The organism is Geodermatophilus sp. Leaf369 (assembly GCF_001424455.1).
GTDB lineage: Bacteria > Actinomycetota > Actinomycetes > Mycobacteriales > Geodermatophilaceae > Klenkia.
On sequence record NZ_LMQA01000002.1, the window covers coordinates 369,503 to 394,575 of the forward strand.

Below are 25,073 nucleotides of genomic sequence, written 5' to 3' on the forward strand. Positions count from 1 at the left end.
CACACCTGGCAGGTCGGCGCAGCGGTGGCAGAGTCCGCGTCGTGCCCCACCCGCAGCTCCTGGCCCCGCTGCAGCTGCGCGGCCGGACGCTGCCCAACCGCGTGGTGTTCTGCGCGCACCTGACCAACCAGGCGCTGGACCGGCGGCCCACCGCAGCCCACACCGCGTACTACGCGGCCCGCGCGGCGGGCGGCGCCGGACTGGTGATCACCGAGGAGCAGGCGGTCACCGCCGACGACCGGCCCTACGAGAAGGTCCTCGACGGCACCGGCCCCGGCATCGTGGACTGGTACGCCGAGCTGGCCGCCGCGGTGCACCCGCACGGCGGACTCGTGCTCGCCCAGCTCAACCACAACGGCGGGCAGGGCAGCTCGCTGCACAGCCGGGTGCCGCTGCTGGCCCCCTCGCCGGTGGCCGACGCGCTGTTCCGCGAGGTCCCCCGACAGGCCACCGACGCCGACCTCGCCGCCGTCGTCACCGCGTTCGCCGCGGCCGCCGCACGGTGCCGGGCCGGCGGGCTGGACGGCGTCGAGCTGCAGGCCTCGCAGTCCTCGCTGCTGCGCGCCTTCCTCTCCCCGACCGCCAACCGGCGCACCGACTGCTGGGGCGGGCCGGTCGGGCAGCGGGCCCGGCTGCTGCTGGAGGTGGTGCACGCCGTCCGGGACGCACTGGGACCCGACCTGTTGCTCGGTGTCCGCCTGGCCGCCGCCGAACCGGACGGGACGACGACCGGGGACGCCGTCGCGACCGCCCGGCTGCTGGCCGGCACCGGTCGGGTCGACCTGCTCTCCACCACCGTCGGGGTGGCCACCGAGTCCCTGCACCTCGTCGAGCCCTCGATGGCCACCCCGCCGGGCTACGCTCTGCCGCTGGTCGCCCGCATCCGGGCCGCCCTGCGCGCCGACGGCAGCGAGCTGCCCGTCGTCGGGGTGGGGCGGATCGTCACCGCGGACCAGGCCGAGCACGCCCTCGCCACCGGCTCCTGCGACCTGGTCGGCATCGTCCGCGGCCAGGTCGCCGACCCCGACCTGGTCACCAAGCTGCGCACCGGGCGGGCGGACGACGTCCGGCCCTGCACCGGCTGCAACACCGAGTGCGCCGCCCGGGTGGGGGCCAACCGCTGGCTGGGCTGCCAGGTGAGCCCACGGGCCGGCCGGGAGTCCGTCGTCGTGCCCGCCCCCCGGCGCAGCCGCCGCGTGGTGGTCGTCGGCGCCGGTCCGGCCGGGCTGCGGGCCGCGGCCACGGCCGCCGGTCGCGGGCACCGGGTCACCCTGCTGGAGGCCGGGGGCGCCGTCGGCGGGCAGGTCGCGGTGGCGGGTGCAGCCCCCGGGCGGGCCGGGTTCGGTGGGCTGGTCGCCGCCGACCTGCACGCCTGCCGGCGGGCCGGGGTGGAACCGCGCACCGGGCACCGGGTCACCGCCGCCGAGCTGCTGGCCGACCGGCCGGACGTCGTCGTGCTGGCCACCGGGGCCCGTCCGGCCCGGCCGGCCTGGGCCGACGACGACGGGCGGGTGGTCGACGTCGTCCCCGTGCTGACCGGAGCGGTGACGCCGGCCGGCTCGGTGCTGGTCGTCGACGAGCTCGGCGGGCCGCACGCGACGTCGACCGCCGAGCTGCTGGCCGCCGGGGGCTGCCGGGTCGAGGTGGTCACCGGCGCGTTCGTCGCCGCCCAGGACCTCGGCCCCACGCTGGACCGCGAGCTCTGGCACCGCCGGGCCGCCGCGGCCGGGATCGCCCAGACCGTCGAGCGGGTCGTCCTCGGCGTGCACCGCCGGGACGACGGCCGGCGCAGCGTCCGGCTGCTGCACCACCCGACCGGTGCCGAGGAGGTGCGGGTGGTCGACTGGGTCGTGACCGCCGCACCCCCCACCCCGGCCGACGAGCTGTGGCAGGAGCTCGTGGACGGCGGCCTCGAGGTGCACCGGATCGGTGACTGCCTGGCCCCGCGCGGTGCCACCGCCGCGGTGCTGGAGGCCGAGCGGGTGGTGCTGGCGTGGTGAGCGAGCTGCGGACGGCGCACTCCCCGGACCTGCCGCACCGGCCCACCGTCGTCGTCCCGCTGGGCTCGGTGGAGCAGCACGGCGCGCACCTGCCGCTGGGCACCGACACCACGGTGGCCGCCGCGGTCGCCGGCGCCGCGGTGGCAAGAGTGCCCGGGCTGCTGCTCGCACCCGCGCTGCCCTACGGGGCGAGCGGGGAGCACGAGGGGTTCCCCGGCACGGTGTCGCTGGGCACCGAGGCGCTCACCGCGGTGCTCGTCGAGCTGGGCCGCTCGGCCGGGCTGTGGGCGGGCCGACTGCTGGTGGTCAACGGGCACGGCGGCAACCTCGAGGCGCTGCGCGCGGCGGTGGCGCTGCTCCGGCACGAGGGGCGGGACGTCGCCTGGTTCCCGTGCGGCGTGCCCGGGGGCGACGCGCACGCCGGGCGCACCGAGACCTCGCTGCTGTTGCACGTGGAACCGGACGCCGTGCGGCCGGACCGGGCCGAGGCGGGGGAAACGGCCCCGATCGGCGAGCTGTTGCCCCGGCTGCGGGCCGAGGGCGTGCGCGGGGTGAGCCCGAACGGGGTGCTCGGCGACCCGGCCGGCGCCACCGCGGCGGAGGGTGCGCGGTTCCTCGCGGGGATGGTCGACCGGCTCGTCGTCGCCGTGGGGAACTGGCAGGTCGACGCCGGGGGCCGTCTGCTGGGGTGAGCTGAGGGTCCTCTGTGTGATCACTGAGCCCGGTCGCCGTCACGGAGGGTCACGGCGCCCCGTACCGAGACCGACGGGTCCGACCCTGGTCGTGTCACCGGGTCACCATCGAGTCCTGCTGACCAGGGCGGGTCCGCGTGGTCCCGCTGACGACGGGGGACCTGTGGTGCTGGACCGAGTGGGTACGTGGGCGCTGCCGGCCGCGGTCGCCGTCGTGCTGGGCGGCGCCTCCGCGGCCCTCGCGGCACCGGCACCGCCCTCCCAGCTGCTGCCCCCGGCCACGACGACGCCCGCGATGACCACCGCCCCCACCACGGAGGCGCCGAGCACGCCGGCCCGGCCGGTGCAGCAGGTGGAGGAGTCCCGCGGTGGCGCCTGGATGGCCGTCGGCGGCGGCGCTGTGGTGCTCGTCGCCGGGCTCGGTGGCGCCGTGGTGGTCGGCCGGCGCGGCCGGGCGACCGACGACGTCGAGCCGGTACCGGTGTCCGCGCCGGTCGTCGAGCCCGCGGCCGAGTCCGAGGTGGCTCCCGTCGTCGTCGACGAGGCCGGAGCCACCGAGCCGGAGCCCACCGAGCCGGAGCCCACCGAGCCGGAGCCCACCGAGCCCGAGCCCGAGCCGTCCTCCTCCGCCGGGCCTGCCGCCGAGCCGGCCCCCGTCGTCGCCCCGCCCGCCGTCCGTCGCCCGGCGCAGCGACCGCCCGCCCGGGTCACGGCCGCCGGCGGCTCGACCCGCACGCCCGGCCGCCCGCCGGCCAAGCGCAAGCGCAAGCGCTGATGGCCGTCGTCGTCCAGGCCCGCCCGGCCCGCCCCGCCGGGGAGGGCCGGCCATCCGCCGGGCGGGGCCGGTCAGCCCTCGTCCTGGGTGCCCTCCTGCTCGGTGCCGCGGTCGTCGGCGTGCTCTCCCACGGTGGCCGGTCGGCCGCCCCGGAGCAGGAGTCCGCCCTGGCCCGGGTCGCTGCGGGTGTCGCGTCGGGCACCGGCTGGGTCGCCGACCCCGTGTGGACCGGGCGCCCGCCGGGCGCGGTGCTGCAGCTCGCCGCCTGGCTGTCCGGGACCGGTGCGCTCGGCCGGCACGGCGGCGACCCCGTGGCCGCGGTCCGCGAGGTCGCCGTCCTGGCGCTGCTGGTGACCGTCGCGCTCACCTGGGTGCTGGCCCGTCGGCTGGGGGCGTCCCGGGCGGTCGCCGCGGCCGGCGTCGTCGTGCTGGTGGTCTCGCCGCTGGGTCTCCTGCTGCACCGCACGGTGTCCGCCGAGGCCGTCGCCGTCCCGTGGCTGCTGGCCGCCTGCTGCCTCGCCGTGGGCGGCCGGGCCGGGCCCCGGGCCGCGGCGGCCGCGGCGGTCTGCGTCGCGGTCGCGGTGCTGACCGCGCCGCTGACCCTGCTGGCGCTGCCGGTGGTGGTCTGGCTGGTGGTGCGGCACGCCCCGGCCGACCGTCGGGCGCCGGCCGTCGCCGTCGGCACCGTGGCCCTGCTGCTCGGCGGGTACGCCCTGCTGGTCGGGCTGGCCCGGCTCGGCGCCGCGCCGGGCCCGCTCCTCGACGGCGCCGGGTTCGGCCTGCTCGGCCCCGGCGGGCAGCTGCCCCTGGCACTGGGCCTGGACGCCGACCCGGTGACGACCGTGCTGGCCGCCGCCGCGGGTGTGCTCCTGCTCGTCCGCCGGCCCTCGGCCCGCCCGCTGGCCGCCGGCGTCGTGGGCTGGCTGGCGCTGTCCGCCCTCCCCGGGGTGGCGGCGCCGACCGTGCTGGTCGTCGTCCTGCCGTGGATCGCGCTCGTGCTGCCGGCCGCGGCACTGGAGCTGGCCCTCGGGCGGGGGCGGGGTGCCCGACGGGCCGCGCGGCTGGCCCCGGTCGGGACCGTCGTCCTCGCCCTGGCGCTGAGCGGTGTCCCGGCCGGTCGGGCTCCGACCCCGGTCGAGGCGGCCGACGCGTCTGCCGCTGCCCCGGCGACCGCGGTGCCCGACGCCGGGCTCGAGGTCCGGCAGGGCGTCGGCGCCGAGCTCGCGGTCAACCCCGGGCTGGTGCTCACCGACGCCGTCCGCACCGCGCTGGCCGCCGGTGCCGTCGACCCCCGCGTGCTCGTCGTGCTCCCGCGGGCGGCCGCCGACGGCACGCTGGACGTCGCCGCCGTCCGGGACACCGACGGTGACGGGCTGGCGGACTCCGTGCTCGTCACCGCGGTCGACGGCTCCCCCGTGGGCACCGGGTCGGCGCTCGCCGTGCTCGTGGGCGCCCAGCCCGCCCCCTTCACCGCCGTCGTCGCCGACACCGGCGACGGCCTCCTGCTCACCTGGCCGGGCGCTCCGCCGTCCGGCCTGCTGGGCACCCCGTGACCACCCGCCCTGGAGGAACCATGACCGTCCGACGCGCACTCGGTGTGCTGACCCTGACCGCCCTCGCCGTCCTGGGGGTCCCCGCGGTCGCCGCCGCGGCGCCCGCGGACGGCACGACCGGCGGGTGGGTCCGGCTGACCCACCTGTCCCCGGACACCCCCGCGGTCGACGTCCAGCTCACCGCGGCCAGCGACTCCGGCTCGGTGCTGGCGTTGAGCGACGTGGCCTACGGCGACGTGTCGGACTACACCCGGGTGCCCGCCGGCACCTACACCGCCTCGATGGTCCCGGCCGGCGGCGACGCCGCCGACCCGCCGGCGATCACCCAGTCGGTCACGGTGGCCGACGGGCAGGCCTACACGGTGGCCGCGGTCGGGCTCAACGCCGACCTGACCGGCACCGTGCTCACCGACGACCTCAGCACCCCGCCGGACGGGCAGGCCCGGATCCGGCTGCTGCAGGCCTCGGTGAGCCACCCCTCCGTCACCGTCACCGCCGTCGACGGGCCGGTGCTGGCCCGCGACGCGGCCTTCGCCACGGCCACCGGCTACGCCGAGATCCCGGCCGGGGTGTGGTCGTTGGCGGTGGACGCCGACGGCACCCAGGTGGGGACGGCGACCGGCGTGCGGGTCGAGCCGGGCAGCGTGAACACCCTGGTCGCCCTGGACGCACCGGACGGGTCCGTCACGGTCACCGCCCTGCAGGACGCGGCCGGCACCGGCGTCACCCCCAGCGGCGGGGTGGAGACCGGTGGCGGCGGGACGGCGCCGGCCGACCGCGGTCCGGCGACGCTGGCCGGCCTGGTGCTCGCCGCGGCGGTGGTCGTGCCGGTGGTGGCCCGCCGGCGGACGGTCTGAGCGCCGTCCGGGCCGCCGTCCTGCTCGCCGTCGGCCTCCTGCTCGCCGGGTGCGGCGGTGCCGTCGCGGCACCGGGAGCCGCCCCGTCGTCGGTCCCCGCGCCGGCCGCCAGCACCTCGCTGCCCGGCCCGCAGCCTTTGGAGGACGCAGCGCCCACGGTGACCCGGGTGACCGTCCCGGCGATCGGGGTCGACGCGACCGGGCTGGAGGCCCTCGGGCTGCTGCCCGACGGGAGCCTCGCGGCGCCGGTGGACTTCGACCGCGCCGGGTGGTTCGCCGACGGGACGGTGCCCGGTGAGCGGGGGCCGGCGGTGGTGGCCGGCCACGTGGACTCCGTCGACGGACCGGCGGTGTTCTACCGGCTGCGGGAGCTCGCCCCCGGCGACGAGGTGGTCGTCGAGCTCTCGGACGGGACCGCCCCGACCTTCCGGGTGGACCGGGTGGAGTCCGCGCCCAAGGACGACTTCCCGACCGCCGAGGTCTACGGCCCGACCCCGGACGCCCAGCTGCGGCTGATCACCTGCGGCGGGGAGTTCGACCGGTCGGTGCGCTCCTACGAGGACAACACCATCGTCTTCGCCAGTCGGGTCAGCCCCTAACCTCGTCCCGTGTCCGTCCTGCCCGTCCGCCCGTGCCGGTGACGGCTCCACCGGACGCGAGGCTGCCGGACGGGTTCGTGGTCGCCCTGGACCCCCGGGTCCGGCGCCGGGACGCCGGGGCGACGCTGCTGGGCGGCTCGCCGTTGCGGCTGCTCCGGCTCGCGCCCCGGGCCCGCGAGCTGCTCGCCGGCGACGGGCTCACGGTCGCGGACCCGACCACCGCGGCGCTGGCCGGGCGGCTGCTCGACAGTGGCCTCGCCCACCCGCGGCTCGTCCCGGTCACCCCGGCCGGCGTCACCGTCGTCGTGCCGGTGAAGGACCGCACGGCGGGCCTGGACCGCCTGCTCACCGCGGTGCGCGCCGACCCGCAGACGGCCGCCGTCCCGGTCGTGGTGGTCGACGACGGCTCGGCGGACCCCGGCGCCGTGGCGCGCGTGTGCGCCGCACACCGGGCCGACGTGGTCCGGCACGAGGTGGCCCGCGGCCCCTCGGCGGCCCGCAACGCCGGCCTGCGCACGGCCGGCACCACAGCGGTGGCCTTCCTGGACTCCGACTGCGTGCCCCGCCCCGGGTGGCTCGGGGTGCTGGCCGCGCACCTGGCCGACCCCCGGCTGGCCGTCGTCGCGCCCCGGATCACCGCCCTGGCCGGGGACGGCTCCGGCTGGGTCGGCGGGTACGAGGACGCGGTCAGTGCGCTGGACATGGGCCGCCACCCCGCGCCGGTGGCCCCGCTGTCGGGGGTCTCCTACGTGCCGAGCGCGGCCCTGCTGGTCCGGCGGGCCGCGCTGGGCGGCGGGTTCGACGAGACCATGCGGGTCGCCGAGGACGTCGACCTCGTCTGGCGGCTGGCCGGCGCCGGGTGGCGGGTGCGCTACGAGCCCGGCGCGCAGGTGGACCACCAGCACCCCCGGGCGACGGGGGAGTGGCTGCGCCGCCGGGCGTTCTACGGCACCGGGGCCGCCCTGCTGGCCCAGCGGCACGGCAGCGCGGTCGCCCCGGTGGTGATGTCCCCGTGGTCGGCCGCGGCGTGGGCCTGTGTCCTGCTGGGCGGACGCCCGGGGCTGGTCGCCGGGGCCGGCGTGCTCGGCGTCGCCACCCGGACGCTGGCCCGGCGGCTGGCCCGCCCCGGCGAGTCCGCACCCGTCGGGCTCGCCGCCACCCTGGTCGTCCGCGGCACCTGGGCCGGTGGCCGCACGCTGGCCCGCTCGGTCACCCGGCACCACTGGCCGCTGGTCCTCCCGCTCCTGGCGGTGTCCGGCCGGGCCCGCCGGCTGACCCTGCTGGCCGCGCTGGCCGACGGGGTCGGCGCCTGGTGGCCGCACCGCCGGGACGTCGACCTGCCCCGCTTCGTGGCTGCCCGCCGGCTGGAGGACCTGGCCTACGGCGCCGGCCTGTGGCGGGGCGCGCTCCGGGCCCGGGACGCCCGGGCGCTGCTGCCCGCGAGGCCGCCGGCGGGCTGACCGGTGAACAGCGCGTGACGGAGTCCGTTGCGGGGAACACCCGTCCCGGGTGCTGCCTTGGAGCCACCTGTGGGGCAGCGCCGTCCCTCGTGCCAGCCGCCACCAGCCGAGGAGCTCGTCATCAGCGCCACCACCGAGACCCCGCGCACCGTCGAGGGCACCGCCCCCGTCGCCGCGACCCCGAGCCGGCTGCGGACGGTGCTCACCCTGGGCGCCTTCGTCGCCCTCGGCCCGCTCACGATCGACATGTACCTGCCGGCCCTGCCGACGATCACCGAGGACCTGCAGACGACGTCGGCGACGGTCCAGCTCACCCTGACCGGCACCCTGCTGGGCCTCGCGCTCGGGCAGCTGGTCATCGGCCCGCTGTCCGACGCGCTGGGCCGGCGCCGCCCGCTGCTGGTGGGCACCGCGCTCCACGTGCTGGCCAGCGCCCTGGTGCTGATCGCCCCGAACATCGCCGTCCTCGGGGTGCTGCGGGTGCTGCAGGGCGTGGGCGCCGCCGCGGGTGCGGTGATCGCACTCGCCGTGGTCCGCGACCTCTACACCGGGCGGGCCGCCGCCACCCTGCTGTCCCGGCTCTTCCTGGTCATCGGCGCGGCCCCGGTGCTCGCGCCCACGCTGGGCGGGGAGCTGCTGCGGTTCACCTCCTGGCGCGGGGTCTTCGCCTTCCTGGCCCTGTACGGCCTGGTGCTCGTCTTCGCCGTCGGCGCCACGCTGAAGGAGACGCTGCCGCCCGAGCGCCGGACCAGCAGCGGGCTGCGCGGCACCGGCCGCAACTACCTGGGCCTGCTGCACGACCGGGTCTTCGTCGGCCTGGTGCTCGTCGCCGGGCTGACCATGGCCGGGCTGTTCAGCTACGTCTCGGGCTCGGCCTTCGTCTACCAGGGCGAGTTCGGCCTCGACGAGCAGCAGTTCGGCCTGCTCTTCGGCGCCGGGGCCTTCTGGCTGATCGCCGCCACCCAGCTCAACCCGGTGCTGCTGCGCCGCTTCCAGCCGCAGTGGCTGCTGGCGAGCGCCCTGGTCATCGGCCTGGTCGCGGCCCTGGTCCTCGTCGTCCTGGCGCTCACCGACACCGGCGGCCTGGTCGGCGTCGTCGTCCCGGTCTGGGTGGTGCTGTTCGCCAGCGGACTCGGCCTGCCCAACGCCCCCGCCCTGGCGCTGACCCGGCACGGCGAGGCCGCCGGCACCGCGGCCGCCCTGCTGGGTGCGGTGCAGTTCGGCGTGGGTGCGCTGGTGGCCCCCCTGGTCGGCGTGCTCGGCAACGACGCGTTGGCGATGGGCGTGACGATGGTCGGTGCGTTCGCCGCCGCGATCGTCGTGCTGGCCGCCGTGGTGCGTCCGTGGCAGCTGCCCGACTGGGAGTCCGGGGACTGAGCAGGACGTCCGTCCTGGCGCAACGGGCGCGGAACGGTCACGATGGGGTGACATGAGCCACTGGGCAGTCCCCTCGGGCCGGGTCGCGTGACCACGCTGAACCCGTGGCTCGCGCTGCCCGACGGGTTGCCCAGCCCGGTCGCCGCCCGGCGGTTGCGGGCCGCGCACGAGGCGGTGGTGACCCACGGGGGAGCCGTCCGCCGCGACGAGGTGCGGCCGGTCGTCTACGAGTCGTGGCGGCGCAGCCTGGGCAGCGGCGTCGACCCCGACGGCACGCCGCCGCCGGTCGACCTGCTCGACCACGACCTGCTGGCCTACCGCGAGGCGCACCCGCTGGCCGCGGTCATGCCGGTGATCCGGCGCCTGCTGGTCACCGATGCCGAGGCCGACCGGATGATCGTGGCCGTCACCGACGCCGAGGGTCGGATGCTGTGGGTCGAGGGCGACCGCGCGCTGCGCTCGCGCGCGGAGTCCATGCACTTCGTGGCCGGCGCCCGGTGGGGCGAGGACGTCGCCGGCACCAACGCCCCCGGGACCGCGCTGGCCCTGGACACCCCGGTGCAGATCCACGGCGGCGAGCACTTCAGCCGCACCGTGCAGCAGTGGTCGTGCTCGGCCGCGCCGGTGCACCACCCGGTCACCGGGGTGCTCCTCGGCGCCATCGACGTCACCGGCGGGGACCACGTGGCCAGTCCGCACGTGCTCACCCTGGTGCGCGCCACGGTCGCGGCCGCGGAGTCCGAGCTGCGCTGGTTGCACCGCGAGGAGCTCCCCGGCCGGCCGGCGGTCCCGCCCCTGGCCCGGCCGTTGCTCGAGGTGCTGGGCCGCGAGCGCGCCCGGCTGACCACCCCGGCCGGGCGCACCGACCTGTCGCTGCGGCACTCCGAGCTGCTGCTCCTGCTCGCCGAGGCCGCCGCGGCCGACGAGGGACGCAGCGCCGACCAGCTCGCCGCCGAGGTGCACCCGGGAGACGCGGCCGCGGTGACCGTGCGCGCGGAGCTGTCCCGGTTGCGCCGGATCCTGGGCGAGGACCTCCTGGGGTCCCGGCCCTACCGGCTCACCGCCCCGCTGGACACCGATCTCGACCAGGTCCGCCGCGCGCTGGCCCGCGGCGCCGTCGCCCCCGCCCTGGACCGCTACGTCGGGGTGGTGCTGCCGCGTTCGGAGGCCCCCGGCGTCCGCACCGCCCGGGCCCGGCTGGCCGGCTCGCTGCGCGCCGCGGTGCTGCGCTCGGGGCGCCCCGAGCTGCTGGTGCGCTACAGCCGGCTCCCCGACGCCGCCGACGACGCCGCGGTCTGGCAGGGCCTGCTCGACTGCCTGCCGGTCAGCTCACCCCGGCGGGCCGCGGCGGCCGGGCAGCTGCTCCGGCTGCGACGCAGCCCCCGCCCGCGCTGACCGGGCTCAGCCGACGGTGACCGTCCGGTCGCCGGTCTCCTGCACCGGGCGGGCGTTCTCCCCGATGACGGCGCGGAAGCCCGCCAGCTGTGCGGCCGAGGCGGACACCGGCTGCTGCAGGACCAGCCACTCGACGTCCTCCGAGCAGGGCGGCGTCGTCAGCGAGCCGGTGTAGCGGTAGGTCGCGTGGTCGGCCGGCAGCAGGGCCGCGGGGTCGACCGACGCCGGTGCCGAGGTCTCGCCCGGCGTCCCCGGGAGCGCGTCCAGGTAGGGCTGCAGGGCCACGTCCTCCGCGCCCTCGGTGAGCAGCACGCCGAGGACGGCGAGGGACCCGTCGGCCGCGGTGTGCACCAGGTGCAGCTCGGCGTCCGCGCGGACGCCGTCCACGGTGTGCTCGGCCGGCTCGTGCAGGTGGAACTGGGTGAGCTCGTAGCCCACGCCGTCCACCGTCAGGGTGGAGCCGGGCGCCTCGTCGGCCCGCACCGTGGCACCGGTGTTGACCAGCTCCGCGGTGCCCGGCACGTAGGACACGCCCAGTTCGGACTGCGCCGCGGGCGTGGCGCCGCCCAGGTCGATGGGGGACTGGTGCTCCCCGGTGCCGCACGCCGACCACTCCGGGTCCAGCTGCGCCCAGGCGCCGGGACCGGTGGCCCCGGTGTAGCCGAACTGCTCACCCGCCGCCGGGACCGCAGCCGTGGTGGTGCCGGCCCCGGCCTCAGCCCCGGCGCTCCCGGCGGTCCCCCCGCAGGCGGTGAGCAGCAGGACCGCGGCGGCGGTGAGGGCGCTGGCGGGACGGACGGCGGGACGCACGGGGACCTCCGGGAGTGTGGTTGCTCTGGACAACCACTGTGCGTCGGCTGTGTGGTGGTGTCAACGCGACCGTGGACGGCGCCTGCAACAGCGCTGCAACGTTGCGCGCTCCCCGAGGTGCGGGGCTCCCGACGCCGCACCTCCGCTGGTGCGTGCACCTGGGGCGCCGTTCTCCGCTCGTGCGGTGTCCACCAGGGCAGAGCGGGGAAGTAAGCGTGGCCTAAGGACTGTGTCCGTCGGCACACTGCGGTCACGGGCGGTGGGTGACTGCTGCCACGACCCTGCAACGAGGCGGAGGACATGACGCAGATCAACGTGCGTGTCGACGGGGCGTCCTACTCGGACGACGTCGAACCGAGGACCCTCCTGGTCCACTACTTGCGCGAGCAGCTGGGCAAGGTCGGCACGGTCGTCGGCTGCGACACCAGCAACTGCGGCGCCTGCACCGTCCACCTGGACGGCGAGAGCGTGAAGTCCTGCACCGTGCTGGCCGTCCAGGCCGACGGCGCCGAGGTCACCACCATCGAGGGCATCGCCGACGGCGCCACCCTGCACCCGATGCAGAAGGCCTTCCACGAGCAGCACGGTCTCCAGTGCGGCTACTGCACGCCCGGGATGATCATGGCCTCGATCGACCTGGTGAAGAACAACCCGAACCCCACCGAGCACGAGATCCGTGAGGGCATCGAGGGCAACCTCTGTCGCTGCACGGGCTACCAGAACATCGTCAAGGCGGTCCAGCAGGCCGCCGGCGAGATGAGCTCGACGGGCACCCACGCCGTCGAGACGACGGGAGCACAGGCATGACCATCACCGAGGACCCGAGCACCGCGACCCCGGAGGCACCGGCCAAGGAGGTCGGTTCGGCGCGCCTGCGCAAGGAGGACGCCCGGCTGATCACCGGCAAGACCACCTGGACCGACAACATGGTCCTGCCCGGCATGGTCTACATGTCGGTGCTGCGCTCGCCCGTGGCGCACGCGACCATCACCCACCTCGACGTCAGCGCCGCCAAGGACCGCCCGAACGTCGTCGCCGTCTACACCGGCGCCGACTTCAAGGACGAGCAGGGCTCCATCCCCTGCGCCTGGCCGGTCACCCCGGACATGGTCAACCCCGGGCACCCCTCGATCGCCGTGGACACCGTCAACCACGTCGGTGAGGCCGTGGCGATCGTCGTGGCCCGCAGCCGCACCGCCGCCGTCGACGCCGTCGAGGCCATCGACGTGGACTACGAGAACATCCCCGTGGTCCTGGACATGGAGGAGGCGACGAAGGACGGCGCACCGCTGGTCCACGCCCACACCGAGTCCAACACCAGCTACCACTTCGTCTTCGACGCCGGCGAGGCCGGCACCGGTGGCGACACCGACGCCGCGTTCGACGCCGCCGACGTGGTCGTCTCCCGCCGGTTCGTGCAGCAGCGCCTGATCCCGGCGTTCATGGAGCCGCGCTCGGTCGTCGTCGGCGTCTCCGGGGACAACTACACGCTGTGGTCGGCCACCCAGATCCCGCACATCCTGCGGGTCATGGCGGCGCTGACCACCGGCATCCCGGAGCACAAGCTGCGTGTCATCGCCCCCGACGTCGGCGGCGGTTTCGGCGGCAAGCTGCAGGTCAACCCCGAGGAGATCCTGGCACTGCTCATCGCGCGCCGGCTGGGCAAGCCGGTCAAGTGGACCGAGACCCGCTCGGAGTCCCTGATGACCGCCCACCACGGGCGCGACCAGATCCAGTACATCGACGTCGCCGCCGACCGCGAGGGCAACGTCAAGGGCCTGCGCGTGCGGCTGCTGGCCGACATGGGCGCCTACCTGCGGCTGATCACCCCCGGCGTCCCCGCACTGGGTGCGTTCATGTTCCCGGGCATCTACAAGTTCCCGGCCTACCGCTTCGAGTGCGACGGGGTGTTCACCAACAAGGTGCCCACCGACGCCTACCGCGGTGCCGGCCGCCCCGAGGCGACCTTCGCCATCGAGCGGATCATGGACGAGCTCGCCGTCGAGCTGTCCATGGACCCGATGGAGCTGCGCCGCAAGAACTGGATCAACGCCGAGGAGTTCCCGTTCACCACGGTGGCCGGGCTCTCCTACGACTCCGGTGACTACGAGCAGGCCACCCAGGCCGCGCTCGAGCTGCTCGGCTACGACGAGCTGCGTGCGGAGCAGAAGCAGCGTCGCGAGTCCGGCGACCCGGTCCAGCTGGGCATCGGCATCTCCACGTTCACCGAGATGTGCGGCCTGGCCCCCTCCCGGGTGCTCGGTTCGCTGGCCTTCGGCGCCGGCGGCTGGGAGCAGGCCTCCATCCGGATGCTGCCCACCGGCAAGGTCGAGGTCGTCACCGGGTCCACCCCGCACGGCCAGGGCCACGAGACGGCCTGGAGCCAGATCGTCGCCGACCAGCTGGGCGTGCCCTTCGACGACGTCGAGGTGCTGCACGGTGACACCGCGATCAGCTCGCGTGGTCTGGACACCTACGGCTCGCGCTCGCTGGTCGTCGGTGGCACCGCGGTGGTGAAGGCCTCGGAGAAGGTCGTCGCCAAGGCGCGCAAGATCGCCGCGCACCTGCTCGAGGCCAGCGAGGACGACCTGGAGTTCAGCGGCGGGAAGTTCTCCGTCAAGGGCACCCCCGGCGCCGGGCTCGGCATCCAGGAGATCGCCCTGGCGATCTTCGCCGCGCACGACTACCCCGAGGGCATCGAGCCCTCGATCGACGCCGAGGCCGCCTTCGACCCGACGAACTTCTCCTTCCCGCACGGCACCCACCTGTGCGCGATGGAGGTCGACACCGACACCGGGTTCGTCAAGATCCGCAAGTACGCCTGCGTCGACGACATCGGCAACATCGTCAACCCGATCATCGTCGAGGGGCAGATGCACGGCGGGCTCGCCCAGGGCATCAGCCAGGCCCTGTACGAGGAGGCCATCTACGACGCCGACGGCAACCTGACCACCGGCACGTTCGTGGACTACCTGGTGCCCTCGGCGATGGACCTGCCGCACTTCGACACCGGCAACACCACGCACGCCGCCCCGGACAACCCCCTGGGTGCCAAGGGCGTCGGCGAGGCCGGCTGCATCGCCAGCACCCCGGCGGTCGTCAACGCGGCCCTGGACGCCGTCCGGCACCTGGGCGTGTCCGACATCCGCATGCCGCTGACCCCCGAGCGGGTCTGGCGGGCCATCCACCAGGGCGGCGACGGCGGAGACCGCGCCGCCGAGGGCAGCAACGCCTACGGCGGTGCCCGCACCACCGAGTCCGGCTACGAGGAGGCGAAGTGATCCCCGCTGCGTTCGCGTACGTCCGCCCCACCACCGTCGACGAGGCCCTCGCGGCCATCGCCGCCGGCGGGGAGGACGTGAAGATCCTGGCCGGTGGGCAGTCGCTCATCCCGGTCATGCGGCTGCGACTGGCCGCACCGGAGACCATCGTCGACCTGACGAAGGTCGCCGAGCTGCGCGGCGTCCGGGAGGACGGCGACAGCCTGGTCATCGGGGCGATGACGACCCACCACGACATCTGCACCGATCCGTTGGTCGCGCAGTACGGGAAGCTCATCGCCGAGGCCACCGAGACCGTCGCCGACCCCGCCGTCCGGCACCGCGGCACGTTCGGTGGCGCCCTGGCGCACGCCGACCCGGCCGGTGACCTGCCGGCCGTGGCGCTGGCGCTGGACGCCGAGTTCGTCATCGCCGGCCCCGGCGGGGCGCGGCGCACAGTGGGGGCGGCCGACTTCTTCGTCGACTACCTGACCACCGCGCTGGAGGACGGCGAGCTGCTCGTCGAGATCCGGGTGCCCAAGCTCGGCAGCGACTGGGGCGTCCGGTACGAGAAGTTCAACCGGGTGGCCCAGGCATGGTCGATCGTGGCCGTCGCCGCGGCCGTCCGCCGCGAGGGCTCGAGGATCACCGAGGCCCGCATCGGGCTGACCAACATGGGCTCCACCCCGATCCGCGCCCGCGCGGTCGAGGCGGCCCTGGTCGGCGCCGACGTGAGCATGGAGACCGTGACCGGGGCGGCCGCGCAGGCCGCCGAGGGCACCGAACCCAGCAGCGACCTCAACGCCCAGGCCGACTACCGCCAGCACCTCGCCCGGGTGCTGACCCGACGAGCTGTGACCGCGGCCGCAGGGCTGTAGCGTCGGTTTCAAGGCCCCACCCAGTCGGCCGGCCCGTCCCCTGCGGGGGCGGGCCGGTCGCCTGTCCGCTCCCTCAACCTGGAGGTCCAGCCGTGCAGTTGGAGAACTCGTTCATCGTCCCCGTCCCGATCGACGACGCCTGGCGGGTGCTGCTGGACATCGAGCGGATCGCCCCGTGCATGCCCGGCGCCGCCCTCGACTCCGTCACCGGTGACGACTTCACCGGCCGGGTCAAGGTCAAGCTCGGCCCGATCAACCTGACCTACGCCGGCAAGGCGTCCTTCATCGAGAAGGACGACGTCGCGCACAAGGCCGTCATCGACGCCCGCGGCAAGGACCAGCGCGGCAACGGCACCGCCGCCGCCGTCGTCACCGCCGTGCTCGCCGACGAGGGCTCCTCCACCCGGGTCAACGTGCTCACCGACCTCAACATCACCGGCCGGCCGGCCCAGTTCGGCCGCGGCGTGATGACCGACGTGGGCAACAAGCTGCTCGGCCAGTTCGCCGACCGGCTCGCCGCCCAGCTCGGCACCAGCGACGAGCAGCACGCCCTCGATCAGGCCGCCGCTGCCGAGCAGCAGGAGCCGACCGTCAAGGCCGCAGCCGCCGACGCCGCGCAGACCGTGACCGGTGCCGCCGAGGAGGTCGCCGCGTCGGTGGCCTCCGTCGACGGGGACAACCCGGTCGCCGACGCCACCCGCAAGGCCGGCGAGGCCGCGTTCGACGCCGCGGCCACCGCGACGGACAAGCTCGCCGAGACCACGAAGGCCCCCACCAAGCCCCGTCCGGCGCCGCAGTCCGAGCCCGAGCCGATCGACCTGCTCGAGGTCGCCGGCGGCGCCGCCTTCACCCGGTTCGCGGCACCCGCCGCCGCCGTCGCGGTGCTGGGCATCCTGGTCGCGCTGATCGTCCGCCGCCGGCGCTGATCCCCCCGCCCGGCAGGAAGCGCCCTTCTCGTCAGCTCAGCTGACGAGGGGGGCGCTTCTCGTCATGTGAGGGTGGGCAGCCAGGCGGTGACGGCGGCGGCGATCGCGGGCTGGTCGGGCTTCAACGCGTGGTCGCCGCGGACGGCGACGACCTGCCCTGGGTGACCGGCCAGGGCGGTGCGGACGTCGTCGGGACCGCCGAAGGCGTCGGTGGCGCCCTGCACCACCAGCGTGGGGACGACGACGCCGGCCAGCTCGGCGATCCGGCTGTTCTCCGGCTTCCCCGGCGGGTGCAGCGGGAAGGCCAGGCACAGCACGCCGGCCGCCCCGAGCTCGCCCGCCGTCCGGCAGGCCACCCGGGCGCCGGCGCTGCGGCCCCCGAACACCACGGGACCCGTCCGCAGGTCCGCGGACGCGGCGTGCACCGCCCGCCAGCCCTCGTCCAGCCGTGGCGGCGCCGCGGCGATCCGCTTGCCGGCCACCCGCCACGGCTGCTCCACCCGCAGCACCCGCCAGCCCAGCGCGACCGCCGCTGCCGTCGTCGTCAGCAGGTCGGGGGCCTCTATGCCGCCGCCGGCGCCGTGCCCGAGCAGCAGCGTGCCCACCGGGGGGACGGCCGGGTCGTCGACGGTGAACCGGGCGGGGCCCAGGGGCGTGTCGACGTCCCGGCGGGTCACGCGGAGGCGGGCTTGGGCCTGCGCTGCAGCGGGGGCAGGGAGAAGCCGTCGGCGACGTGCGCGGCCAGCTCGAGGTAGGCCCGGCGGGCCGGCTCGCCGACCCGGTCGAGGTCGATCAGCCCACCGGTGACCAGGTGCTGGTCGTAGGGGATCTCCACCACGGCGCGGCACCGGGCGGCGAAGTGGTCGCGGACCATGTCCATGTCCACGTCACCGGTGTTCGGGCGCACGCTGGAGATGACCGCCACCGAGCGGGAGACCAGCTCCTCGTGGCCGTGCGCGATCAGCCAGTCCAGGGTCTTGCTGGCCCGGCTGGCGCCGTCGACCGACGGGGCGCCGACGACGACGAGGGAGTCGGCGATCGCCAGCGTGCCCGACATCGCCGAGTGCAGCAGGCCGGTGCCGGAGTCGGTGAGGATGAGGTTGAAGTACCGCGCCAGGATGTCGGCGACGGTCGTGTACTCCTCCTCGGAGAAGGCCTCCGAGAGCGCCGGGTCCTGGTCGCTGGCCAGCACCTGCAGCCGGCCGGCCAGCGAGGTGTAGGCCGAGACGTCGGTGAAGGACCGGATCTGCGAGGCCCCGGCCAGCAGGTCGCGCACGGTCACGTCGGTGACGTTGGTCAGCCGCTCGGCCAGCGTGCCGGCGTCGGGGTTGGCGTCGACGGCGACCACCCGGTCACCGCGGTGGTGCGCCAGCGTCAGCCCGAGGCAGCAGGTGGTGGTGGTCTTGCCGATGCCGCCCTTGAGCGAGACGACGGCGATGCGGTTGCTGCCGCGCACCGGGGTGGTCACCCGGGCGACCATCGCGCGGTGCTCGATCTCGGCCGGTGACAGCCCCGGGTTGAAGCTGCCGCCCGAGGCCTTGTGCACGAACCGGCGCCAGCCGCGGGTGGGCGCCTGGGTGGTCTGCCGGAGGAGCGACTGGGAGGTCAGCGACGGCGGCGGACCGGGCGGCGGGGCCTGCGGCGGGCTGTGCCGCTGCCCGTGCTGCCCGCCCTGACCGGGGGGGCGGCTGTCGGGCTGCCACCCGGTGGTGCTGCCCTGGCTGCCCCAGCTGCCGGAGCCACCGGCCGGGGGCTGCTGGCCCCACGACTGCTGGCCGTTCTGCTGCTGGCCGTTCTGCTGCGGGGCGCCCTGCTGCGGCGGGGGCGGTGCGTACTGCTGCTGCGGAGCCTGCTGCTGGGGTGCCTGCTGCTGGGGTGCCTGCTGCTGGGCCGGCGCCGGCTGCTCCCACGACGGCGGGTTGGCCGGCGGCTGCTCGGCCGGGCGCCAGGTCGGCTGGGGTGCGGGGGCGTCCGGGGTCTGCTCCCACGAGCGCTGGTCGCCGCGGTCCACCCCGGCCTCCGCGTCGGCGGCCTGCTGCCAGGACGGCGGCTGCTGCCAGCTGGCGATCTGGTCGCGGGAGGCCTGCTCCCAGGAGCGGTCGTCGGTCGGGGTGCCCCAGGCCTGTGGCTCCGGGGTGGTGGGCTGCTGTCCGCTCTGCTCCCAGGACGGCTGCTCCCAGGTGGGCTGCTGCCACGAGGAGGACTGGTCGGCGGGCCAGGACTGCTCCCAGGAGCCGCCGCTGCCCGAGGACCCGGGGGCACCGCCGTCGAGCCGGATCTCCCGGGTCGACTCGGTGGGTCCTGCGTCGTCCCCGCCGGGGGACCAGCTCGCCACGGAGGCCTGCCAGCGGTCGCCGTCGGTGCGGCGCTCGGCGTCGTCCGAGGGCGCCGGTGCCCCCGATCCGTCTCCGGCGGGACCCGCGGCGTCGTCAGCGCGGGCGTCGTCAGGGCGGTCGGACACGGGTGGGCCCCCAGGTGGTCACTCGGTGTGCCGGCCCCTGCCGGCGCGTGATCACGCTAGTGCAGGGATGCGGTCCCGGCGCGTCCGATCACCCGACGGGGGAAGGCCAGGTCAGGCGTGGGAGTCGCGGTCCTCGGCGTCGCCGTGCGCCTCCACCACCCGGTCGGCGGCGTGCCGTCCGGGCGGGCCGGTGCGGCGCTGGTCGCGCTTCTCCTTCACGGCCCGGTAGACGAACCAGGCGACGGCGCCGACGACGGCGACGTAGATCAGGTAGTCGACGTAGTGGAGGTAGTCGTTGACGACCGGGCCCAGGGCGACCCCCAGCCCGATCAGCAGGCTGTTCCAGATCAGCGATCCGGCCAGCGTGTAGAGCAGGAACTGCGGCCACGGCATCTTCACCACGCCCGCGGGCACCGACACGAAGCTGCGCACGATCGGCACCATCCGGCCGAAGAAGACCGCGGACCGGCCGTGCCGCACGAACCAGTCGAAGGTGCGGTCCACGTCCTCGGTCTTCACCAGCGGCAGCCGGTCGAGGAAGAGGTGCGAGCGACGGGGGCCCAACGAGCGGCCGATCTGGTACAGCACCGCCGCACCCAGGACGGACCCGATGGTGGCGGCCACGACCATCGGCACGAGCAGGCTCGTGTCCTCGCTGATCAGCACCCCGGCGAGACCGAGGACGGCCTCGCTGGGGATCGGCGGGACCACGGTCTCCAGCAGGATGGCGAACCCCACGCCCACGGGACCCAGGGTCTGGACCACGTCGAGCAACCACCCGGTGATGCCCCCCTGGTCGGCGTCGGCAGCGGCGGCGAGGACGGACATGCGCCCCACGGTATCGGCGTCGGGGCTCCCGGAGGCGGGGGCACTAGCGTCTGCGGGCATGCTGCAGCGCTTCACCGCCCGGGCCGTCGTCGTCGGGGACCGGGCCGGGACCGTCGTCCCCGATGCCGTGCTGGACGTCGAGGACGGCGTCATCACCTGGGTGGGGCCGGCCGCCGACGCCCCGGCCGCCCCGGAGGCCGACGTCCTCGCGCTGTCCGGCGTGCTCACCCCCGGCATGGTCAACACGCACTCGCACGCCCCGATGGTGCTGTTCCGCGGCCAGGGCGAGGGCCTGCCGCTGGACCGGTGGCTGCGCGAGGTGATGTGGCCGCGGGAGGCCCGGCTGACCCCCGACGACGTCGAGGTCGCGATGACCGCGGCGTCGGCGGAGATGCTCCGGCACGGGGTGACCACCAGCGTGGAGATGTACTTCCAGCCCGAGCGGATCGCCTCCGCGGTGCGGGCCACCGGGGCGCGGGCGATCGTGGCCAACCCGCTCATCGGGCTGCCCGGGTTCGGCACCTTCGACGAGCAGCTGCAGACCGCGGTCACGCTGGCGGCGTCCGCGGACCCGCAGGTCGAGTTCGGCATCGGCCCGCACTCGGCCTACACTGTGCCGTTGGAGGTGCTCCGGGACGCGGCCACCGCGGCGCGGGAGCACGACCTGCTGCTGACCGTCCACGTCGCCGAGACCGCCACCGAGGGCGACGAGCTGCTCGCCACCCACGGGCTCAGCGTGCCGCAGCTGCTGGCCTCGAACGACGTCCTGGGCGGGCGGGTGCTGGGGAACCACTGCGTGCATATGGACGACGGCGACCTCGAGCTGTGGCGGGAGTACGACGTCGCCGTGGCGCACTGCCCCGGCTCGAACACCAAGCTGGCCAGCGGCACCGCCCGGCTGCGGGACATGCTGGACCTGGGCATCCGGGTCGGGATGGGCACCGACGGGCCGGCCTCCAACGACAACCTGGACCTCTTCGAGGACCTGCGGCTGGCCGCCCAGCTGGCCCGGCTGCGCGAGCGGGACGCCACCGCGATCACCGCGCCCGAGGCGTTCTGGCTGGCCACCGGCGCCGCTGCGGCCGCGATCGACCGGCCCGACCTGGGCCAGCTGTCGGTCGGCCGGCGGGCGGACCTGGTGCACGTGGACAGCGACGACATCGCCTTCGTCCCGGTCGCCGAGCCCGCCGACCTGCTCACCCACCTGGTCTGGTCGGTGGGCTCCCGGCACGTCCGCGACACCTGGGTGGCCGGCCGGCAGGTCGTCCGGGACGGCGCCTCGACCACGGTGGACGAGGCGGCGCTGCGGGCGCAGGTGCAGGAGCGGGCGCTCCGGTTGGCGGCCGAGGCCCGCGGGTGAGGCGGGCGGTCGTCGTCCTGGCGCTGCTGGCCACCGGCTGCGGCACCACCGTGGACGGAGATCCGACCCCGGTCGCCGTCTGTCCCGACGGCGGCGAGCCGGTGGACCTGGACGACGGCGTCACCCTCGCTGTCGGGGAGTGCGCGCTCCTGCCGGGCCTCGACACCCCCGCTGAGCGGTTCACCAGCGCGTCGTCCTCGGACGACGCCGTGCTGGCCCCCGACGGGGCCGACCCCCGGCTGTTCACCGGCCGGGCCCCCGGGGACGTCGTCGTGACCGTGCTCAGCTATTCGGCCGACTGCGACGAGGGGCCGTGCGCGACCGAGAACGACGACGTCGAGCTGCGGGTGACCGTCACCGGCTGACGGTCAGCGGTCGGCGAGGAACCCCGGCAGAGCGGTGACCAGACCGGCGCAGGCCGCCTCGACCTGGGCGTAGACCGTCTCGAAGCCGTCGGGCCCGCCGCCGTAGGGGTCGGGCACCGACTGCCCGTCCGCGCCGTCGGGGTCGAAGTCGCGCAGCAGGACCACCCGGGGGTGGTCGGCGTCCCCGACCATCTCCTGCAGGTCGGCCAGGTTGCTGGTGTCCATCGCGACGAGCAGGTCGTACTGCTCGACGACGGCGGCGGTCATCTGCTGGGCGCGGTGGGTGTCGGGGTCCAGGCCCCGGGCGCGCAGCACCGCGGCCGAACCCGGGTCCATCGGGCCGCCGACGTGCCAGGCGCCGGTGCCCGCCGAGGTGACGACGACGTCGTCCGCGAGGCCCTCGTCCTCGACCATCCGCCGGAGCAGGACCTCGGCGATCGGGGAGCGGCAGATGTTGCCCAGGCAGACCATCGAGACGCGGTACGGGTCGGTAGCAGTGCTCACGAACCCAGTCTCTCCTGTCGGTGCCTGCTGGTAGACAGGACGCGTGGCAGAACCCCGTTCCGTCGATGAGTCCTTCCTGGCCCTCCCCCTCTCCGCGCTCACCGAGGCGGCCCTCACCCGGGCCGTCGACCTGGGCTGCGAGCACGCCGACATCCGCGTCGAGCGCATCCGCACCCAGACCCTCCGGCTGAGGGACGCACGGGTCGAGGCCGCTGCCGACGGCGAGGACCTCGGTCTCGCCGTCCGGGTCGTGCACGAGGGCACCTGGGGCTTCGCCGCCGGGGTCGTGCTGACCGCCGCGGAGGCGGTCCGGCTGGCCGAGGAGGCCGTCGTGGTCGCGCAGGTCTCGGCGGCGGTGAACACCGACCGGGTGGAGCTCGCCCCCGAGCCGGTGTACCCCGACGCCGAGTGGGTCTCGGCCTACGAGATCGACCCGTTCGCCGTCCCCGAGGCGGAGAAGACCGGGCTGATGGTCGAGCTGTCCGAGCGGCTGCTGGCCGCCGACGGCGTCGAGCACGTGCAGTCCGACGTGATGGCCGTCAAGGAACAGAAGTGGTACGCCGACACCGCCGGCACCCGCACCCGGCAGCAGCGGGTGCGCATCCACCCGACCTTCACCGCGCTGACCGTCGACCGGTCCACCGGTGCCTTCGAGTCGATGCGCACGCTGGCCCCGCCGGCCGGGCGCGGGTGGGAGTACCTCACCGGTTCCACGTGGAACTGGGGGGCCGAGCTCGCCGAGATCCCCGAGCTGCTGCGGGAGAAGACGAAGGCCCCGAGCGTCGAGCCGGGCCGCTACGACCTCGTCGTCGACCCCTCGAACCTGTTCCTCACCATCCACGAGTCGATCGGGCACGCCACCGAGCTCGACCGGGCGCTGGGCTACGAGGCCGCCTACGCCGGCACCTCGTTCGCCACCGTGGACAAGCTGGGGAGCCTGCAGTACGGCTCGCCACTGATGAACGTCACCGGTGACCGCACCGCCGAGCACGGGCTGTCCACCGTCGGCTACGACGACGAGGGCGTCGCCGGCCAGCAGTGGGACATCGTGAAGGACGGCGTGCTCGTCGGCTACCAGATCGACCGCAACATGGCCCGGCTCCAGGGCATGGGCCGCTCCAACGGCTGCGCCTTCGCCGACAGCGCCGCGCACGTGCCGGTGCAGCGGATGGCCAACGTGAGCCTGCAGCCCGACCCCGACGGCCCCTCCACCGAGGAGCTCATCGCCGGCGTCGACCGCGGCGTCTACGTGGTCGGCGACAAGAGCTGGTCGATCGACATGCAGCGCTACAACTTCCAGTTCACCGGCCAGCGGTTCTACAAGATCGAGGGCGGGAAGCTGGCCGGGCAGCTCAAGGACGTCGCCTACCAGGCCACGACCACCGACTTCTGGGGCTCGATGAGCCGGGTCGGCGGGCCGGAGACCTACGTCCTGGGCGGGGCGTTCAACTGCGGCAAGGCCCAGCCCGGGCAGGTCGCGCCGGTCAGCCACGGCTGCCCGAGCGCGTTGTTCGAGAACACGACCATCCTCAACACGGTGCAGGAGGGCGGCCAGTGAGCGTCATGACCGCACAGCAGATCGTCGAGGCCGCACTCGCCGCCTCCACCGTCGACGGGCAGGTCGTCTACGTCGTCGACAGCTCCGAGGCCAACCTCCGGTGGGCCAGCAACAGCCTCACCACCAACGGGGCGATGCGCTCCCGCCAGGTCGTCGTCATCAGCTTCGTCGACGGCGGGGCCGGGATGGCCGCAGGCACCGTGGCCCGGACCGGCACCCCCGACGTCGCCGAGCTGGTCGCGGCCAGCGAGCAGGCCGCCCGCGACGCCGGTCCGGCCGAGGACGCCATGCCGCTCATCGGTGACGTCCCGGCCGGGTCTGGGGAGTGGGACGCCGAGCCCGCCACCACCTCGATCGAGGTCTTCCGCGAGTTCGCCCCCGCGTTGGGGCAGGCGTTCGGTGCGGCCGGGGCGCGCGACGAGCTGCTGTTCGGGTTCGCCGAGCACCAGATGGCCACCACCTACGTCGGCACCTCCACCGGGCTGCGGCTGCGGCACGACCAGCCCACCGGCCGGGTCGAGCTGAACGGCAAGAGCCGGGACTTCGCCCGCTCGGTGTGGGCCGGGGTCGGCACCCGCGACTTCTCCGACGTCTCCATCGAGGCGCTGGCCGCCGAGGTCGAGCAGAAGCTGGCCTGGTCCCAGCGCCGGGTCGACCTGCCCGCCGGGCGGTACGAGACGCTGCTGCCGCCCTCCACGGTGAGCGACCTGCTGATCTACGCCTACTGGACGATGGAGGCCCGCGACGCCGACGAGGGCCGCAACGTCTACGCGAAGACCGGGGGCGGCAACCGGATCGGCGAGCGCATCTGCGCCCTCCCGCTGACGCTGCGCAGCGACCCCGACGAGCCGGGCCTGGAGTGCTCGCCGTTCCAGGTGGTCGGCGGGTCCTCGGGCATGGCCTCGGTCTTCGACAACGGGATGGCCACGCCGGCGATCGACTGGATCTCCGGCGGGGTGCTCACCAACCTGATCCGCCCGCGCGCCTGGGCGCTGCAGCAGACCGCGCCGGCCACCGCGGCGCTGGACAACCTGGTGCTGGAGGACCCCACCTCGACGGTGACGACGGAGGAGATGATCGCCTCCACCGAACGCGGGCTGCTGCTCACCACGCTCTGGTACATCCGCGAGGTCGACCCGCAGTCGCTGCTGCTCACCGGTCTCACCCGCGACGGTGTCTTCCTGATCGAGGACGGCGAGGTGACCGGGGCGGTGAACAACTTCCGGTTCAACGAGTCCCCGGTCTCCCTGCTCGGCCGGGCCACCCAGGCCTCCCGCACCGAGCGCACCCTGCCCCGGGAGTGGAACGACTTCTTCACCCGGGCGGCCATGCCGATGCTGCGGGTGCCGGACTTCAACATGAGCTCGGTGTCGCCGGCCAGCTGACGCCGGGCAGCACGGAGGGGCCGGTCCGCT

At 75.5% G+C, this 25,073-nt stretch carries 22 protein-coding genes; 17 read left to right on the plus strand and 5 right to left on the minus strand.

Annotated elements, in window-relative coordinates:
* The first annotated feature begins 41 nt into the window (after positions 1 to 41).
* The 9 genes from ASG36_RS10630 (at position 42) to ASG36_RS10670 (ending at position 10,708) form a co-directional block, all read left to right on the plus strand.
* Positions 42 to 2,000, plus strand: coding sequence for an FAD-dependent oxidoreductase (locus ASG36_RS10630; protein ID WP_055763588.1), 1,959 nt, complete (start codon positions 42 to 44; stop codon positions 1,998 to 2,000).
* On the plus strand, positions 1,997 to 2,692 hold the full coding sequence (gene mftE, locus ASG36_RS10635; RefSeq protein ID WP_235494843.1) for a mycofactocin biosynthesis peptidyl-dipeptidase MftE: 696 nt from the start codon (positions 1,997 to 1,999) through the stop codon (positions 2,690 to 2,692). The genes ASG36_RS10630 and mftE overlap by 4 nt, the downstream gene beginning before the upstream one ends.
* A gap of 166 nt (positions 2,693 to 2,858) precedes the next feature.
* Complete coding sequence (locus ASG36_RS10640) at positions 2,859 to 3,467, plus strand: hypothetical protein (RefSeq protein ID WP_157498760.1); 609 nt, start codon at positions 2,859 to 2,861, stop codon at positions 3,465 to 3,467.
* The gene (locus ASG36_RS10645; protein WP_055763593.1) at positions 3,467 to 5,020 is read left to right on the plus strand and encodes a hypothetical protein; all 1,554 of its coding nucleotides are present in this window, start codon (positions 3,467 to 3,469) and stop codon (positions 5,018 to 5,020) included. Before ASG36_RS10640 ends, ASG36_RS10645 begins: the two co-directional genes overlap by 1 nt.
* Positions 5,021 to 5,040: 20 nt before the next feature.
* Positions 5,041 to 5,877: a DUF4397 domain-containing protein gene (locus ASG36_RS10650; RefSeq protein ID WP_055763595.1), complete on the plus strand. Its 837-nt coding sequence runs from the start codon at positions 5,041 to 5,043 to the stop codon at positions 5,875 to 5,877.
* 137 nt (positions 5,878 to 6,014) lie between these two features.
* A complete protein-coding gene (locus ASG36_RS10655) occupies positions 6,015 to 6,476 on the plus strand; it encodes a class F sortase (protein ID WP_255354626.1) in 462 nt (153 codons plus the stop codon).
* A gap of 38 nt (positions 6,477 to 6,514) precedes the next feature.
* The gene (mftF, locus tag ASG36_RS10660) at positions 6,515 to 7,936 is read left to right on the plus strand and encodes a mycofactocin biosynthesis glycosyltransferase MftF (RefSeq protein WP_235494848.1); all 1,422 of its coding nucleotides are present in this window, start codon (positions 6,515 to 6,517) and stop codon (positions 7,934 to 7,936) included.
* 57 nt (positions 7,937 to 7,993) lie between these two features.
* Positions 7,994 to 9,313 (plus strand): multidrug effflux MFS transporter, encoded by a 1,320-nt coding sequence (locus ASG36_RS10665; RefSeq protein WP_235494850.1) that lies wholly within the window; start codon positions 7,994 to 7,996, stop codon positions 9,311 to 9,313.
* Positions 9,314 to 9,400: 87 nt separating this feature from the next.
* Positions 9,401 to 10,708 (plus strand): GAF domain-containing protein, encoded by a 1,308-nt coding sequence (locus ASG36_RS10670; protein WP_055763599.1) that lies wholly within the window; start codon positions 9,401 to 9,403, stop codon positions 10,706 to 10,708.
* A 6-nt stretch (positions 10,709 to 10,714) separates the two neighbouring features.
* On the opposite strand, the gene ASG36_RS10675 is transcribed toward ASG36_RS10670, so the two are convergent.
* Complete coding sequence (locus ASG36_RS10675; RefSeq protein WP_055763601.1) at positions 10,715 to 11,518, minus strand: carbonic anhydrase; 804 nt, start codon at positions 11,516 to 11,518, stop codon at positions 10,715 to 10,717.
* 300 nt (positions 11,519 to 11,818) lie between these two features.
* Here ASG36_RS10675 and ASG36_RS10680 point away from each other — a divergent pair, with 300 nt between their 5' ends.
* The 4 genes from ASG36_RS10680 to ASG36_RS10695 all read left to right on the plus strand — a co-directional run bounded on the left by ASG36_RS10680 (position 11,819) and on the right by ASG36_RS10695 (position 16,582).
* Positions 11,819 to 12,325: a (2Fe-2S)-binding protein gene (locus ASG36_RS10680; protein ID WP_055763603.1), complete on the plus strand. Its 507-nt coding sequence runs from the start codon at positions 11,819 to 11,821 to the stop codon at positions 12,323 to 12,325.
* Entirely contained in the window at positions 12,322 to 14,799 is a 2,478-nt protein-coding gene (locus tag ASG36_RS10685) for a xanthine dehydrogenase family protein molybdopterin-binding subunit (protein WP_055763605.1), read from the plus strand. The genes ASG36_RS10680 and ASG36_RS10685 overlap by 4 nt, the downstream gene beginning before the upstream one ends.
* On the plus strand, positions 14,796 to 15,656 hold the full coding sequence (locus ASG36_RS10690) for a xanthine dehydrogenase family protein subunit M (RefSeq protein WP_055763607.1): 861 nt from the start codon (positions 14,796 to 14,798) through the stop codon (positions 15,654 to 15,656). Before ASG36_RS10685 ends, ASG36_RS10690 begins: the two co-directional genes overlap by 4 nt.
* A 92-nt stretch (positions 15,657 to 15,748) precedes the next feature.
* The gene (locus ASG36_RS10695) at positions 15,749 to 16,582 is read left to right on the plus strand and encodes an SRPBCC family protein (protein WP_055763609.1); all 834 of its coding nucleotides are present in this window, start codon (positions 15,749 to 15,751) and stop codon (positions 16,580 to 16,582) included.
* A 62-nt stretch (positions 16,583 to 16,644) separates the two neighbouring features.
* Here the strand turns inward: ASG36_RS10695 and ASG36_RS10700 are convergent, their stop codons facing one another.
* The 3 genes from ASG36_RS10700 to ASG36_RS10710 all read right to left on the minus strand — a co-directional run bounded on the left by ASG36_RS10700 (position 16,645) and on the right by ASG36_RS10710 (position 19,871).
* Entirely contained in the window at positions 16,645 to 17,259 is a 615-nt protein-coding gene (locus ASG36_RS10700; RefSeq protein WP_055763610.1) for an alpha/beta family hydrolase, read from the minus strand.
* A complete protein-coding gene (locus ASG36_RS10705) occupies positions 17,256 to 19,043 on the minus strand; it encodes a MinD/ParA family protein (protein ID WP_055763612.1) in 1,788 nt (595 codons plus the stop codon). Before ASG36_RS10705 ends, ASG36_RS10700 begins: the two co-directional genes overlap by 4 nt.
* 111 nt (positions 19,044 to 19,154) lie before the next feature.
* Positions 19,155 to 19,871 (minus strand): DedA family protein, encoded by a 717-nt coding sequence (locus ASG36_RS10710; RefSeq protein ID WP_082523011.1) that lies wholly within the window; start codon positions 19,869 to 19,871, stop codon positions 19,155 to 19,157.
* Between the two features lie 58 nt (positions 19,872 to 19,929).
* On the opposite strand from ASG36_RS10710, the gene ASG36_RS10715 reads away from it, so the two are divergent.
* Together ASG36_RS10715 and ASG36_RS10720 are read left to right on the plus strand one after the other, a co-directional pair.
* Positions 19,930 to 21,231 (plus strand): amidohydrolase family protein, encoded by a 1,302-nt coding sequence (locus ASG36_RS10715; RefSeq protein ID WP_055763614.1) that lies wholly within the window; start codon positions 19,930 to 19,932, stop codon positions 21,229 to 21,231.
* On the plus strand, positions 21,228 to 21,596 hold the full coding sequence (locus tag ASG36_RS10720) for a hypothetical protein (protein WP_055763616.1): 369 nt from the start codon (positions 21,228 to 21,230) through the stop codon (positions 21,594 to 21,596). Before ASG36_RS10715 ends, ASG36_RS10720 begins: the two co-directional genes overlap by 4 nt.
* A gap of 3 nt (positions 21,597 to 21,599) precedes the next feature.
* Here ASG36_RS10720 and ASG36_RS10725 read toward each other — a convergent pair whose 3' ends face one another.
* A complete protein-coding gene (locus ASG36_RS10725; protein ID WP_235494852.1) occupies positions 21,600 to 22,100 on the minus strand; it encodes a low molecular weight protein-tyrosine-phosphatase in 501 nt (166 codons plus the stop codon).
* 43 nt (positions 22,101 to 22,143) lie between these two features.
* Here ASG36_RS10725 and ASG36_RS10730 point away from each other — a divergent pair, with 43 nt between their 5' ends.
* The gene (locus ASG36_RS10730; protein ID WP_055763618.1) at positions 22,144 to 23,658 is read left to right on the plus strand and encodes a TldD/PmbA family protein; all 1,515 of its coding nucleotides are present in this window, start codon (positions 22,144 to 22,146) and stop codon (positions 23,656 to 23,658) included.
* Between the two features lie 5 nt (positions 23,659 to 23,663).
* Positions 23,664 to 25,043, plus strand: coding sequence for a metallopeptidase TldD-related protein (locus ASG36_RS10735; protein WP_055764949.1), 1,380 nt, complete (start codon positions 23,664 to 23,666; stop codon positions 25,041 to 25,043).
* Positions 25,044 to 25,073 lie beyond the last annotated feature (30 nt).

Bases quoted from the DNA above. Each gene is read 5' to 3' on its own strand.
- ASG36_RS10645 (WP_055763593.1), top strand. From the start codon at position 3,467: ATGGCCGTCGTCGTCCAGGCCCGCCCGGCCCGCCCCGCCGGGGAGGGC.
- ASG36_RS10650 (WP_055763595.1), top strand. From the start codon at position 5,041: ATGACCGTCCGACGCGCACTCGGTGTGCTGACCCTGACCGCCCTCGCC.
- ASG36_RS10680 (WP_055763603.1), top strand. From the start codon at position 11,819: ATGACGCAGATCAACGTGCGTGTCGACGGGGCGTCCTACTCGGACGAC.
- ASG36_RS10685 (WP_055763605.1), top strand. From the start codon at position 12,322: ATGACCATCACCGAGGACCCGAGCACCGCGACCCCGGAGGCACCGGCC.
- ASG36_RS10710 (WP_082523011.1), bottom strand. From the start codon at position 19,871: ATGTCCGTCCTCGCCGCCGCTGCCGACGCCGACCAGGGGGGCATCACC.
- ASG36_RS10715 (WP_055763614.1), top strand. From the start codon at position 19,930: ATGCTGCAGCGCTTCACCGCCCGGGCCGTCGTCGTCGGGGACCGGGCC.
- ASG36_RS10735 (WP_055764949.1), top strand. From the start codon at position 23,664: ATGACCGCACAGCAGATCGTCGAGGCCGCACTCGCCGCCTCCACCGTC.